This window comes from Fretibacter rubidus (assembly GCF_041429785.1).
In the GTDB taxonomy this organism is placed as follows: Bacteria; Pseudomonadota; Alphaproteobacteria; order Caulobacterales; family Maricaulaceae; genus Fretibacter; species Fretibacter rubidus.
This window is the reverse complement of sequence record NZ_CP163423.1, coordinates 2,167,258-2,180,655: the sequence shown is the minus strand read 5'-3', so window position 1 is coordinate 2,180,655 and position 13,398 is coordinate 2,167,258. Positions and strand designations below refer to the sequence as shown.

Sequence of the window (13,398 nt, the reverse complement as noted above, 5' to 3'; positions counted from 1 at the left end):
GGGATGCTAGTTACTCGCAATCTTGCGCGTGCGCGTTATAAGGGCGCATGGATTTTGACCTAGAGCCGTATTTACCTGATGGTCGTTTCGCTATTGCCTTTTCAGGCGGGGGCGATAGCACGGCGCTGCTTCACGCTGTACGGGCGCGTAATCCCTATGTTCTTATTGTTGATCACGGCCTACGCGGCGGCTCAAATCTGGAAGCCAAAGACGCTTTGGCTTTTGCGACATCGCTTGGCTTGGACGGGCAAATCCTAACGTGGGTTCACGACGGCATCAAAACAGGATTGCAAGCCAAAGCCAGACATGCGCGCTATACCTTGATGGGTGAAGCCTGCCGCGCGCAGGGTATCACTGATCTTATCACAGGCCATACCGAAGACGATCAAGCCGAGACTGTGTTGATGCGCATGGATAGGCACACAGGACTACGCGGTGCTGCGGGTATGGCGCGGGTGGTCGACGCGCCCATTTGGCCAGCGTTGGCGGGGGTGCGCGTTTGGCGGCCCCTGTTAGGCATAAGCCGCGCGGATATTCGCCGCTATCTGGACGCGCATAAGCTGCCCTTTGTCGATGATCCGTCCAATGAAAATCGGGATTTTACGCGGATTAAAGTCCGTGACAGGCTTGCCGCTGATCCCGATTTGCGCGCATCCATGCTGGCCTTAGGTGTCGAAGCGCGGGCTGGGCTAGAGGCTGAGCGGGCGACATTACGCTCAACAATGAACAACCGGTTCAAAATTGACCCCAACGGATTTATTCAAATGGTGTTTCCTGTCACGTCGCGGTTTCTAACCTTGTGCTTAGAGGCTGTCGGCGGGCAGGGCGGTATGATTGCCCGCGATAAACTGGCCCGTTTGAGCGAAAGATTAAAGACCGAAAACCACGTGACTGTGACATTAGCGGGGTGTCAAATTATCAAAAATGACCGTGACGTTATAATCATACGCAACCCCGGTGCTGTTGTCGCGCGTGCTGATAAGGCTGCAATCCCTTCGCGCATGAGATTAACCAAAGGCATCCCGATACTCTGGGATGGCCGGTGGTGGATTACGGCGCATCTTGACGGCTTGTCCGTTAGTCCGCTTCAAGGTCATATTAGCGCCTTGCCTGCACCAATAGCGGCGGTCGTGAAAGATATACCCACAAAGGTGCGTCCAACCTTGCCCCTGATTTTTAAAGACACGCAGCCCATTGCGGTGGGGCATGGAGAGAATCCAGCATTGGTAACCCTAGAGTCGGCGGTTTTGTCGCGCATGAAAGCGGCCCTTGATTAAAAACTGACACCGACGGTCCAAACGTATGCAAAATAACCACGCGAGAACCTTTCGGTTTCAAAGCGGGCTCCCTATGTTACAGTGAGCTTATAACGACATTTACGGTGTGACCTATGAATAGCAAGATGCGCAATATCATTATGTGGGGCCTGATCGGGACCATGTTCCTTGTCATGGTGGCGATGACGTCCAACACAGCAGGTCAAAGCGCCTCTGACGAAATTATTTATAGTGACTATATAAAAGCGGTTGAAGCTGGCCAGATTAAGACGGCTAATGTGACCGCTGATGCGTCTAAAATCTCTGGCGAGAGAAGCGACGGCTCACTCTACACGGTGAATGCACTTCAGTATCAAGACAAAGTTGTCGATATGCTCGAAGAATCTGGCGTCTCTGTGACCGTCAAAGAAGAAAAACGCATGAGCCCGCTGGCCAGTGTTTTGCTCAACTTCCTACCGCTCATTCTTATCATTGGTATCGCCATGCTTTTCATGCGCTCTATGCAGGGCGGCGGTCGCGGCGGCGCGATGAGCTTTGGTAAATCCAAGGCCAAGCTGCTGACCGAACTGTCGGGTCGTAAAACATTTGACGATGTTGCTGGTGTTGAAAGCGCTAAAGAAGATCTGCGCGAAGTCGTGGAGTTCCTCCGCGATAGCTCTCGTTACACACGCCTTGGTGCGAAAATTCCGACGGGTGCGCTTCTTGTGGGCCCTCCCGGTACAGGTAAGACATTACTTGCGCGCGCGGTTGCGGGCGAAGCGGGTGTGCCGTTCTTTACAATTTCCGGCTCTGACTTTGTTGAAATGTTTGTCGGCGTCGGCGCATCGCGTGTGCGCGATATGTTCGCGGATGCCCGCAAAAATGCGCCTTGTATCATCTTTATCGACGAGATTGATGCCGTTGGCCGCCACCGCGGTGTGGGCACGTCAGGCGGTCACGAAGAGCGAGAGCAAACGCTAAACCAACTGCTTGTCGAAATGGACGGCTTTGCGGGCGACGAAGGTGTCATCATCATCGCAGCGACCAACCGTCCCGATGTGCTTGATAAGGCGTTGCTCCGTCCCGGTCGTTTTGACCGCCAAATCGAAGTGCCCTATCCCGATATTTCAGGGCGCGAAAAAATCCTAGAGGTCCATATGAAAGGCAAGCCAATGGCCGCCGATGTGGACGTGAAATATATCGCGCGCGGTACGCCCGGCTTCTCTGGGGCTGACCTTGCCAACCTCGTCAATGAGGCTGCGTTATTGTCTGCGCGCCGCAATAAGCTGAAAATCACGCAGCGCGAATTTGAAGATGCGCGTGACAAAGTCATGATGGGCGCAGAACGCCGCACCCTTGCTATGACCGATGAAGAGAAGGCTATGACGGCGTATCACGAGGCCGGACACGCCATTGTAGGTCTTAATATGCCCGGCAGTTTGCCGATCCATAAGGCCACCATCATCCCGCGCGGTCGTGCGCTGGGTATGGTGCAATATATGCCCGAACGGGATCAGATTAGCCAGTCGCGCGAAGAAATGATTGCCCGTATGGCCATGGCCATGGGCGGCCGCGCGGCAGAGGAATTGCACTTTGGTTATGACAAAGTCACATCGGGCGCCAGCTCTGATATTGAACAAGTCACCCGTATCGCCACCGCTATGGTGACCGAATGGGGCCTGTCCGATGCCATCGGTCCAATTGCTTATAAGGACACGGATCAGCAAAGCTTCCATCCTGGTATTGGTCGCGGGTCGTCGATTTCGCCCGAAACGTCAAAGCTGATTGAAAGCGAGATTAAACGCTTTGTCACAGAGGCGCATGAGACCGCACAGAAAATCCTAAAGAAGAAAAAGAAGGATTGGGTCGCGCTCGCCGAAGCCCTGCTGGAATATGAAACGCTGTCAGGCGACGAAATTAAAGTCCTGCTGTCAGATGGCATCAAACCCAAACGCCCCGACGGCAAAGGCAAACGCCCCAGCGTATCCGCTGTGCCGCTGACGGGGAAAAACAAACCCAAGCCTATTGGTGATGCGCAGCCCGAAGGGTAGGCGTGTAAAACATGTGATAATAAGCGCCGCCTCAACGGGCGGCGTTTTTTATTGGAGGGCATTGTTTCTACATTCGCTCACTCAATTATGACGTTACCCTCGGGCTTGACCCGAGGGTCCATCTGAATTTTTTTCACCCCTATTGTTAGACCCTCGGGTCAAGCCCGAGGGTGACGGCAATATTAATTTGTGAGTTGGGGCAAGGGGCTTATAATTTCGCTCTTCCATGCCCTCGTTCAACGCGTTACATCACACTCATGACCACGCGTCCAAAAATCATGGGAATCCTCAACGTCACGCCGGATAGTTTTTCTGACGGCGGGCAATATGATAGCCTTGAGCTTGCCGTGAAAGGCGCGATGAGCCTTATCGAGCAAGGCGCGGATATTATAGACATTGGCGGGGAGAGCACACGCCCAGGGGCTGAACAAATTTCCGATGAAGTCGAGATTGAACGCACTGTCCCCGTCATTGCCGCCATTCGCCGCGCAACGCAGGATCATGTTGACCCGCCCGTCATATCCATTGATACGCGAAAGCCCTCTGTCGCCATTGCGGCGGTGCATGTCGGGGCCGATATTTGGAACGATGTTAGCGGCCTGACCTTCACGAAGGTATCCGCCAAAATCGCGGCAGATTTGGGCTGTCCCGTCATCGTCATGCACGCCCAAGGCAGCCCAGAGACCATGCAGCATTATCCGCGTTATGATGACCCTGTTGCGGACGTCAAAGACTACCTCGCAAAGCGCATTGACGCGCTCGAATTTGCTGGCATTGACCGTGATTTGATTACGATTGACCCCGGTATAGGCTTTGGCAAAACGCTGGAGCATAACCTCGCCATAATGAAAAATCTCAAAGACTTTAAAACGCTGGGCTGCGACGTGTTACTCGGCGCGTCGCGCAAAAGCTTCATAGGCGGCATAGACGGCAGCACAGCAGACAGACGCCTCGCAGGCAGCCTCGCGGCCGCAATTTGGGGGATGCAAGCAGGGGCCGATATACTTCGCGTGCATGACGTAATGGAGACAATGCAAGCGGTGCGGGTATGGGGGGCAATTGATGGTGGGTGAGCATAATACACCGTCATCACCGACCCTGTGTCGGTGATCCATGCGTATAACTTGCAGCGTTCACAACAGTGAGACTATCGTATGGATACCCGCCACAAGGGCGGGCATGACGCAAGAATTGTGTTAAGTGTAATTGAGTTATTCACGGAGGCTAATGTTCATGGAGCCCTATAAACATCCGCTAACGCTCTCTATTAATAAGGCGACACTTGCGTTAGTTTTTCTTGGACTTTGGGGTGGACATCGCTTTTACTTCGGACAGACAAAGGTTGGGCTTTTTATTATGAGTCTGTCAGTTATGTTGTTGTTGGCGGATAAGATGGAATGGAAAATATCAGGGCTGTTAATGGTAGCGCTGGGATGTGTTTGGCTATACGAAATTTTGACATTCTACCCTCGCATAAGACGACACAATGAAGGTTTGACGCAGTATAATTATGACAAACGACACTAACACCGACACACCCGACATCACCCATCCTGAAACCCAAGGCCGCGTCTTAATCATCGCCGGGTCCGATTCCTCTGGCGGGGCGGGCATACAAGCAGACATTAAATCTTGCGCGGCTTTTGGGGCTTACAGCGCGACGGCGGTGACGGCGGTGACGGTACAAAACACATTAGGCGTGAGCGCGGTGGAGGTCATGCCAGCGGATATTGTGCGCGGGCAAATTCGCGCGGTTCTCGACGATATTGGTGCGGACGTCATTAAGATTGGTATGCTCGCCAACGCCGCGATCATCGATGTTGTCGCCGAGGAACTGGCCGATACACCCGCCTATGTCGTGCTTGACCCTGTCATGGTCGCGACCTCTGGTGATACATTGCTAGAGGATGATGCGGTTGAGGCTTTGAAGACAAAACTCATCCCGCTATGCGATGTCATTACCCCCAATGTGCCCGAGGCAGAGATGCTGACGGGGATTAAGATTACAGAGATTTCCGACCTGTCCAAAGCGGGCGACGCGCTACTGTCCATGGGGGCATATGCGGCGCTTATGAAGGGCGGGCATTTGGACACAAAATCCATTGTCGATATATTAGTGACAGAGGAAGGTGCCAATATGATGACGGGGCCGCGCATTTATTCGCGCCACACCCACGGGACAGGTTGTACGCTGGCGAGCGCTCTGGCAGCCAATATGGCGCTGGGTGTGCCCTTAGAAGAAGCCGTGCAAAACGCGCGTGACTTCGTGTTTGAAGGCATCCGTTCCGCCCCGAAATTTGGCAAAGGCAATGGGCCGCTTAATCACGGTCTTGCGGTAATTGGCGAAGACGGAGTAACAGATGATGAACCGCCGTCCAATAACCCCTTCGCCGTGTTAAAAGGTGGGCTGGATAGCTAGCGTCTATTCTGGCCGATACGCGATATCATCACGCCCGTAATGACAATCAGGAATGAGGCGACAATCTTCCATGTAAACGGCTCTGATAATAGCGTCACGCCGAAAATCACAGAGGCCACAGGCGTGAAATAATTAATACGCGCCAGCATGGTCGGCCCTGATTTATCAATCACCCAAAGATAGAGGATATTGGCCAGCCCGCTGGAGCCTAATCCCAATCCGATAATCATCAAAAACCCAATCATGGGCGGGGCAGCATCGGGAATGCCAGAGCCGAGCGCAAAGATCACCGACACTGACGCCCCGCAAATCAGCATCATCGCAGCGCCGAGGCTGGCGGGGGTTTTGGGCACGCGTTTGGCAAAGACTGTGGTGACCGCATAGCTGCACGCCGCGAGCAGGATCAGAACCTGCGCCTTCCAATCACTAATTAATCCCAGCGATAATTCATCGGGCAGGAACAAAACAAAAATTCCAAAAAACCCAATGGTAAAGCCGATGAACTTCATCACCGTAAGCCGTTCATCAGTAAAGAAATGCGCCAAAATTATAGTGATAAGCGGCATACCGCCCACGATAATGGCCGTGATACCGCTATTAATCGTCAGCTGCCCGACAGAAAGTAAAAAGAACGGCAGCACTGTGCCTGTGATGCCGAGGAGCCCGTACCAGCGCCAGCGCACATCTGACAGTTTCGGAAAGCGGTGTCCGCGAAGATAAGCGTAAGTCGTGACCAACATTGCCCCAAAAACAAGCCGTCCCGCGACGAGCCATATGGGGCTTATATAGCGCACACCCACCCCGACCATCGTAAAGGCGCTGCCCCATATCAACACCAGCGCAAGCGCCGACAGTAAAAGCCGCGCGGTGGATATATCCGCATGTAAGGTCTTTGGTGAGGGAAGGCTCATATCACGCTCTCGCAAGCGGGACTGAGTCGGTCAATGATTATGTGGACGGGTTTTGATGGCCGCTCTTATCCTTGCGTCCCGGCCATTTCAACATGCCGTAAATTAGGAATTCCCAAATTGCGATAAGGGTGAAATAGACCACCCCCATGGCGAGCGCGACATTGGGTTGGTCAATGAATATCCCGCCACTATCGTGCAAGTCGTGATAACCGCTGGCCGTTAAATATTCAGGCGTTAAGCCAAACAGCGGGATATTATCCGCGTTAAAGGCGAAAATAAATATTAAGACAAAATAGGTCATGACCACCACCGCCGACAGCCCGATATTGCGTCCGACCTGATCCTCTGTAGGGTTGGAAAAGGCAAAGCGCATCCGCATCGCGACGACGCCAAAATAAAGCCACATCATGTCATTACCGGGAACATAACTGCTAAAGCCCCATGCAAATAATCCATAAAACGGTATTAGGATAATCATCGCTTTTGAACGGCTCATCGCCGCCATAAAGACGCCGGAATGGGCCATGATAAATTCCATGGCCATCATCACCGCAAGTGTAAGGACGCGCAGTGCGTCGGCGTCTGTCGGGTGCGTCCAAAGGCGCAGCAATTCAAAGACCAAAAACCCGTATAGGGTGATACTTATCCATCCGCTGAGGTAAGCGGTCCAATCCGCTATCGGGTTGGAGCGTTGTGTACTCACGGTTTTTTGCCGTTAGTTATCACTCTTGGCCCCGGCCAGTGGTCTTGCGCGCCTTGCGCCGCGACACTCATATCATCGCCTTTGGTCGCGCGGTGCGGGGCGTCCGTGTCGGCAACACCCATTAGCGTGCGGACATTGACGCCGTAATGATCAGGGGCTGCGCGTTTATTGTGAAGGACATAGATCCCGCAGGACTTGCAAAAATAATGACGCGCGATTTTCATATTCCATTGGTACAGGGTGAGGGCGTCCTTGCCTTGGTCAATCTTTAGATCAGCTTCCGGCACTTTGACCATTAACGCGCCGCGCATGGCGCATAGCGAACAATCGCAGGTCGTGAACTCTGCCAGATTGCTATGAATGGAAAATTGCACCGCCCCGCAGTGGCATTGGCCTGTGTATTGACGGGACGTTTGCGGGTCGCGCATTAGATAATCGGTTTGAACGGGTCGCGGATAAGAATAACGTCTTCGCGTTCGGGCGATGTGGACACCATACCGACGGGGCAGCCAATAAGCTCTTCCAGCCTTCGGACATATTTGACGGCTTCTGCGGGCAACTCAGCCCAAGAGCGCGCGCCGCGTGTGCTGCCTTGCCATCCTGGCATGCTCTCATAAATCGGCTCGACTGCGGCTTGTTTGGCTGTACCGGCAGGCAAGCGGCGCACGATTTTGCCGTCTAGCTTATAGCCCGTACAAATTTTAAGCTCTGCAAAGCCGTCCAACACATCAAGCTTTGTCAGCGCGATGCCTGTAATGCCGCCTGTGACAATCGCTTGGCGAACCATGACGGCGTCAAACCAACCACAGCGTCTCTGGCGACCTGTGACAGTGCCAAATTCATGGCCGCGTTCGCCCAAGCGGTGACCAATGTCATCGTCCAGTTCAGTCGGGAAGGGACCTTCGCCAACGCGGGTGGTATAGGCTTTGGTAATACCAAGGATATAGTTCAGCGCGCGCGGCCCCATGCCAGAGCCCGCCGCCGCTTGGCCCGCAATGGTGTTGGAACTGGTGACAAAGGGGTAAGTGCCGTGATCAATATCAAGCATCGCCCCTTGCGCGCCTTCGAATAATATCTTTTTCTCAGACCGCTGCGCCTCGTCAAGTTCGTGCCAAACGGGGGCCATATAGGGCAGGATTTGCGGGGCAATCTCTAGCAGTTTCTCATAAAGGTCTTTTGGATCCACTTCGAGGTGGCCCAAGCCAACTCGCAGCGCATTATGGTGATGCAGCAGGTTTTTCACACGCGCCAGAAGATGTTCAGGATCATCCAAATCACAAACGCGAATGGCGCGGCGCGCGACTTTGTCCTCATAGGCGGGACCAATACCGCGTTTAGTCGTACCGATTTTGATACCGTCGACTTGGTTTTCGCGAATACCGTCAAGCTCACTATGGATAGGCAGGATGAGGGCGGCGCTCTCTGATATGAGGAGGTTTTCTGGATTGATCTTCACGCCTTGGTCGCGGATACGTTCGACTTCAGAGACAAAAGCCCAAGGGTCAAGCACGACGCCGTTACCGATAACGGACATCTTCCCGCCGCGCACGACGCCAGACGGTAGGAGTGATAATTTATAAGTTTCTCCGTCAACGACAAGCGTATGGCCCGCATTGTGCCCGCCTTGGAACCGTACAACAACATCGGCGCGGTTGGATAACCAATCAACGATCTTGCCTTTACCCTCGTCACCCCATTGGGATCCGACTACCACGACGTTTGACATAAAAGCCTCTTTTATAATGTCATCAACGCGCGCGGATTATCCCCCGCCCAGAATCATGACCAGACTTTTACAGCTAATAGCCAAAAGGCGCACGGATTGCGAGGCCTAAACCGAGTTATCTACAAGAGTTTAAAAGCGCCGCGCCACGCGGATACCGAGGTTATCAACGCCCTCGTTAATACCAGTGCTGTCTAGGACGTTGCCATTTGATAGGTGATCCATAAAGACCTCACCCGCCCAGTTGTCATCAATCCGGTAACCCAAGGTGATTTGCGGACGGAATAAAAATCGAGAGCCAAAAGAAATTCCGTTTAGAAAAGCATCACGGCGTTCTGACCTTGGCAAGTCTGATAATTGAATACGCCCGTCATGCACCGCAAGACCGATACCGATATCGCCGTAAAACTTTTGCGTAAAATCTTTGCGGAGCATCACACCCGCAGCGGCGTAGGATGTATCACCGTTTAAATTGACCATGCCGCCAATATAAGGATGAAGGCGTAGAGATTTATCCTTGCCTAGAAGGGGGTCAAAAATCAGTTCGGCATTAATGCCGATACTGTTTTCGCGGCCCATACCCGCGCCCCAATTTATGCCCGTCGTTGTTTCGTCAAATTCTGTTAGGCCAGCGCGAATTTCAGATATTTGGGCATGTGCAGGCGCCGACAAAAAGGTCATTAAAGCAAATGCGGTGAGTGTGGTTTTAAGTGTCATAAATGTCCCCAATTATCGTCTGCCCTAGATAGCGGTAGGATTAATTGCGGCCCAATCATACTTAAAGTTTCGCAATTATGGTGCTATTTTCAAATCATTTTGAGCTGTTATGGATGGGGGTTTAATTAATTTAAACCAATTTTATAAAGAGATGTGAGTGTTTAAGGCATTGATTTTATTATACTTTATACTCGACTTGCACTGTTTTCATTGAAATATCCTATTTACGACAAAACCGCCCATCGTTAATAAAAATTAACTCTTGCCCCATCTTCATCGAAAAACCCGCCGTAGCCAAATTGTTCAGCCATCATGCTGTTCTGTAAACTTATGGGGATTATTATGGAAAAAACCATGTTAGATCCCGGCGATCTCGTCGGCGTATCCTTTTGGATCATTTCGGCTGCCATGGTGGCGGCCACTTTCTTTTTCTGGGTCGAACGCGACCGTGCCGTTGGAAAATGGAAAACATCATTAACAGTTGCGGCAATGGTGACCGGTATTGCCGCTATCCACTATTTTTATATGCGCGATGTTTGGGCAGTCACAGGTGAAAGCCCAACGGTCTTCCGTTATGTGGATTGGCTTTTGACTGTGCCACTACAAATCGTTGAGTTTTTCTTGATCTTGACTGCCGTGGCTGTTGTCCGCGCAGCCTTGTTCTGGAAATTGCTGATTGCATCGGTTGTCATGCTCGTTACGGGTTATATCGGTGAGGTGGTGCAAGGTGGTCTATTATGGCCAATGTTCATCGTCGGTACGCTGGCATGGTTTTATATCATCTATGAAATCTTTGCCGGTGAAGCGAGCAAGATTAATGCTGGCTCAGGGTCAGTTGCCTCGCAAAAAGCGTTTAACGCCTTGCGTTGGATTGTAACCGTCGGTTGGGCAATTTACCCAATTGGTTACATCCTCGGATACATAGGTGAACCAGGCGCCAATGAGGGGACTCTAAACCTCATCTATAACCTCGCGGACTTTGTGAACAAGATTGCCTTTGGTGTCGTGATTTGGGCGGCGGCAACGTCGGACAGCGAGCGCATCAGATACGAAGCGGCGCAAAAAGCGGGCTAATCGTGTCACGATCTGACAACACATTTGGATGCGCCTCATGAGGGGCGCATCCGCTATTTTGGACAGGGTCGGCCCAAATCGTTTGCCGAAACTCCCTGATGATTACCAAAAGCGTTGGCTTGCCCCCGCTTTGGTAACGACTATAATTTTATTGGTGGCAAACGCTCTGTCACCCATCGCCGCCAATTGGATTGCGATTGTTTTATTCTTGCTTGGTGTCCCACACGGCGCTGTCGAACGGACCGAAACCGCGCCGCGCTTTACCATGCCGACACTGGCCTACACGGCGCTATATATTGTTTTTGGAATATTGGTTTTTGCTAGCTGGCTTATTTCGCCGCTGGGTACCTTTATATTATTTCTTTTATTATCTGCGTGGCATTTCGGGCAATCAGAGCCTGACCTGCGGCTTATTGGGCTATGGGTAATAATTGGCTCATGTCTGATTTATCCAGCGCAGACCCTGAGCATTTTCGCGGCACTATTAGAGAGCGGTTCTCCGCCGTCGCAATGGGTCGTGGCGTCGCAAATATTGGCCGCTGCTTGTTTAATGGGGCTGTTGATTGAATACGCTGTGCGTATAAAGTCAGGACAGAAGCCGTCATTATTACGGCTGGCGTTCTTGGTCTTGTTATTTCTTGTCCTGCCGCCGATCCCAGCTGTCGCGGTTTACTTCTTTGCCTTGCACGGGCTAGGTGAATTTGCACGCACGCTCGCAGCCGTTTCGCGGGCCTCTGTCTTGCGTGAGGGCTCAGCGCTAAAGCCTATCGACATTTTGAAACTTTATGGTCCTGCGACATTCCCCGCCATGATTGGGGCTGTCATCATCCTTTGGATGACTGTCACAGGGTATATCCCCATGGTGATTGCCGCAGGATTGGCGACGGCCTTCATCATTCCGCATATGTTACCGATTGAGGATTTATTGCGGGTCGACCGTGACGCCGCCCGCAATAAAAAGATAACGCCTAAAGCGTAATTGGATCCGCGCGCTGCACGAGGCTCACGGCCTTAATCGTGTCGCACACAACCGCGTCGACAGGGGCATCAACTGCCACTAGACAAACGGCTTCGCCGCCTTCATCCATACGGCCCAAGCTAAAGGTGGCTATATTAACGCCCGCGTCGCCTAATATAGCGCCTAATTTGCCGATAAAGCCGGGACGGTCTTCATTGCGCACATAGAGCATATTGGGGAAAAACGCTGCGTCCATCTGCACACCGAACAGGCGCACAATGCGCGGCTCACCGCGGTAAATCGTGCCGACAATGGCAAATTTACGCTCCGACGTTTCCACCATCAAGCGGATAAGACTTTCCGCGCGCTCGGCCTCTGTGGTGTAGCTTTCCTTCACCTCAATCCCGCGCTCTTTCGCGATGACGGGGGCGGACACCATATTCACTTCGGGCATAGCGGCTTTTAACAGCCCTGACAGCGCAGCCGCGCTCATCGGGTTGGTGTTTAGCTGCGAGACAGCGCCTTTATAAGTAAGCTCAACCGTTTTAATCGGGTCATGCACAAGCTGCCCCATCATACGGCCAAGCTTATCTGCCAAGTCAACGAAAGGCTTTAGGCGCGGAGCTTCCTCGGCAGAAATAGACGGTGTGTTCAGCGCGTTTGAGATTGCACCTGTCAGTAAATAATCCGCCATTTGTTCGGCGACTTGTACGGCAACATTTTCTTGCGCCTCAATCGTAGAAGCACCCAAATGCGGGGTCGCGATAAAGTTGGGCGTACCAAACAAAGGGTGTGATTTCGCGGGTTCAACCGCAAAGACATCTAGGGCGGCTGCGCGCACATGGCCCGCGTCCAGCGCGTCTTTTAACGCGTATTCATCTACCAAGCCGCCGCGTGCGCAGTTGACAACAATGACGCCTTTTTTCGTCATGGCAAGCCGTTCACGGTTCACGATATTTTTCGTGCCTTCGACCAGCGGCGTATGCAGCGTAATCGCATCAGCACGTTTGAACAGATCATCAAGCTCGACCTTCTCCACGCCCAGTTTCACAGCGCGTTCGGGGGTGAGGTAGGGATCAAACGCAATCACTTTCATTTTCAGGCCCAGCGCGCGTTCGGCGACCAGCGCGCCGATGTTACCACAGCCGATTATGCCGAGCGTTTTGTTAAACAACTCCATGCCTTTGTAATCAGATTTTGGCCATTCGCCGTTTTGCGTGCGAACGGAGGCTGACGGCACTTGGCGGGCAGCGGAAAACAACATCGCTATGGCGTGTTCTGCCGTGGTGATCGCATTGCCAAAGGGTGTATTCATGACAACAACACCGCGGTCTGTGGCCGCTTTGATGTCAATATTATCAACCCCAATCCCAGCGCGGCCAATGACTTTTAGCTTGGCTGCGGCGGCGATAATTTCGCCGTCAGGACGGGTAGAGCTTCGCACAGCGAGTCCGTCATAATTGGGAATGATGTTGATGATCTCTTCTTTAGACAGGCCTGTGATGACATCAACTTCGATACCCCGGTTGCGAAACACTTCCGTCGCGGCGTTGGACATTTTATCAGATATAAGAACTTTAGGCATG

At 52.5% G+C, this 13,398-nt stretch carries 12 protein-coding genes; 6 read left to right on the top strand and 6 right to left on the bottom strand.

Annotated features, from left to right (window positions below; genetic code table 11):
• Positions 1 to 47 precede the first annotated feature (47 nt).
• The 4 genes from tilS (at position 48) to thiD (ending at position 5,726) form a co-directional block, all read left to right on the top strand.
• Entirely contained in the window at positions 48 to 1,277 is a 1,230-nt protein-coding gene (gene tilS / locus AB6B37_RS10105) for a tRNA lysidine(34) synthetase TilS (RefSeq protein WP_371395653.1), read from the top strand.
• Between the two features lie 113 nt (positions 1,278 to 1,390).
• On the top strand, positions 1,391 to 3,307 hold the full coding sequence (gene ftsH / locus AB6B37_RS10100) for an ATP-dependent zinc metalloprotease FtsH (RefSeq protein ID WP_371395652.1): 1,917 nt from the start codon (positions 1,391 to 1,393) through the stop codon (positions 3,305 to 3,307).
• A 257-nt stretch (positions 3,308 to 3,564) separates the two neighbouring features.
• Positions 3,565 to 4,380, top strand: a complete 816-nt coding sequence (gene folP, locus AB6B37_RS10095; RefSeq protein WP_371395651.1) for a dihydropteroate synthase — start codon at positions 3,565 to 3,567, stop codon at positions 4,378 to 4,380.
• A 437-nt stretch (positions 4,381 to 4,817) separates the two neighbouring features.
• Positions 4,818 to 5,726 (top strand): bifunctional hydroxymethylpyrimidine kinase/phosphomethylpyrimidine kinase, encoded by a 909-nt coding sequence (gene thiD / locus AB6B37_RS10090; RefSeq protein WP_371395650.1) that lies wholly within the window; start codon positions 4,818 to 4,820, stop codon positions 5,724 to 5,726.
• On the opposite strand, the gene AB6B37_RS10085 is transcribed toward thiD, so the two are convergent.
• The 5 genes from AB6B37_RS10085 to AB6B37_RS10065 all read right to left on the bottom strand — a co-directional run bounded on the left by AB6B37_RS10085 (position 5,723) and on the right by AB6B37_RS10065 (position 9,780).
• A complete protein-coding gene (locus AB6B37_RS10085; RefSeq protein WP_371395649.1) occupies positions 5,723 to 6,637 on the bottom strand; it encodes a DMT family transporter in 915 nt (304 codons plus the stop codon). The two genes, thiD and AB6B37_RS10085, sit on opposite strands and share 4 nt — an antisense overlap.
• 37 nt (positions 6,638 to 6,674) lie before the next feature.
• On the bottom strand, positions 6,675 to 7,340 hold the full coding sequence (locus AB6B37_RS10080) for a hypothetical protein (RefSeq protein ID WP_371395648.1): 666 nt from the start codon (positions 7,338 to 7,340) through the stop codon (positions 6,675 to 6,677).
• Complete coding sequence (locus AB6B37_RS10075; protein ID WP_371395647.1) at positions 7,337 to 7,768, bottom strand: GFA family protein; 432 nt, start codon at positions 7,766 to 7,768, stop codon at positions 7,337 to 7,339. Before AB6B37_RS10075 ends, AB6B37_RS10080 begins: the two co-directional genes overlap by 4 nt.
• Positions 7,768 to 9,066 (bottom strand): adenylosuccinate synthase, encoded by a 1,299-nt coding sequence (locus tag AB6B37_RS10070; RefSeq protein WP_371395646.1) that lies wholly within the window; start codon positions 9,064 to 9,066, stop codon positions 7,768 to 7,770. The genes AB6B37_RS10075 and AB6B37_RS10070 overlap by 1 nt, the downstream gene beginning before the upstream one ends.
• A 129-nt stretch (positions 9,067 to 9,195) precedes the next feature.
• Positions 9,196 to 9,780 (bottom strand): acyloxyacyl hydrolase, encoded by a 585-nt coding sequence (locus tag AB6B37_RS10065; protein WP_371395645.1) that lies wholly within the window; start codon positions 9,778 to 9,780, stop codon positions 9,196 to 9,198.
• Positions 9,781 to 10,122: 342 nt separating this feature from the next.
• On the opposite strand from AB6B37_RS10065, the gene AB6B37_RS10060 reads away from it, so the two are divergent.
• Entirely contained in the window at positions 10,123 to 10,854 is a 732-nt protein-coding gene (locus tag AB6B37_RS10060) for a bacteriorhodopsin-like (RefSeq protein WP_371395644.1), read from the top strand.
• A 37-nt stretch (positions 10,855 to 10,891) separates the two neighbouring features.
• Positions 10,892 to 11,833: a Brp/Blh family beta-carotene 15,15'-dioxygenase gene (locus tag AB6B37_RS10055; RefSeq protein ID WP_371395643.1), complete on the top strand. Its 942-nt coding sequence runs from the start codon at positions 10,892 to 10,894 to the stop codon at positions 11,831 to 11,833.
• Here the strand turns inward: AB6B37_RS10055 and serA are convergent.
• On the bottom strand, positions 11,823 to 13,397 hold the full coding sequence (gene serA / locus AB6B37_RS10050; RefSeq protein ID WP_371395642.1) for a phosphoglycerate dehydrogenase: 1,575 nt from the start codon (positions 13,395 to 13,397) through the stop codon (positions 11,823 to 11,825). The genes AB6B37_RS10055 and serA overlap by 11 nt on opposite strands.
• Position 13,398 lies beyond the last annotated feature (1 nt).

Excerpts from the sequence above, each read along its gene's own strand:
- tilS (WP_371395653.1), top strand. The coding sequence starts at position 48 with ATGGATTTTGACCTAGAGCCGTATTTACCTGATGGTCGTTTCGCTATT.
- AB6B37_RS10065 (WP_371395645.1), bottom strand. The coding sequence starts at position 9,780 with ATGACACTTAAAACCACACTCACCGCATTTGCTTTAATGACCTTTTTG.
- AB6B37_RS10070 (WP_371395646.1), bottom strand. The coding sequence starts at position 9,066 with ATGTCAAACGTCGTGGTAGTCGGATCCCAATGGGGTGACGAGGGTAAA.
- thiD (WP_371395650.1), top strand. The coding sequence starts at position 4,818 with ATGACAAACGACACTAACACCGACACACCCGACATCACCCATCCTGAA.
- AB6B37_RS10060 (WP_371395644.1), top strand. The coding sequence starts at position 10,123 with ATGGAAAAAACCATGTTAGATCCCGGCGATCTCGTCGGCGTATCCTTT.
- AB6B37_RS10075 (WP_371395647.1), bottom strand. The coding sequence starts at position 7,768 with ATGCGCGACCCGCAAACGTCCCGTCAATACACAGGCCAATGCCACTGC.
- AB6B37_RS10085 (WP_371395649.1), bottom strand. The coding sequence starts at position 6,637 with ATGAGCCTTCCCTCACCAAAGACCTTACATGCGGATATATCCACCGCG.
- AB6B37_RS10055 (WP_371395643.1), top strand. The coding sequence starts at position 10,892 with ATGAGGGGCGCATCCGCTATTTTGGACAGGGTCGGCCCAAATCGTTTG.
- ftsH (WP_371395652.1), top strand. The coding sequence starts at position 1,391 with ATGAATAGCAAGATGCGCAATATCATTATGTGGGGCCTGATCGGGACC.
- folP (WP_371395651.1), top strand. The coding sequence starts at position 3,565 with ATGACCACGCGTCCAAAAATCATGGGAATCCTCAACGTCACGCCGGAT.
- serA (WP_371395642.1), bottom strand. The coding sequence starts at position 13,397 with ATGCCTAAAGTTCTTATATCTGATAAAATGTCCAACGCCGCGACGGAA.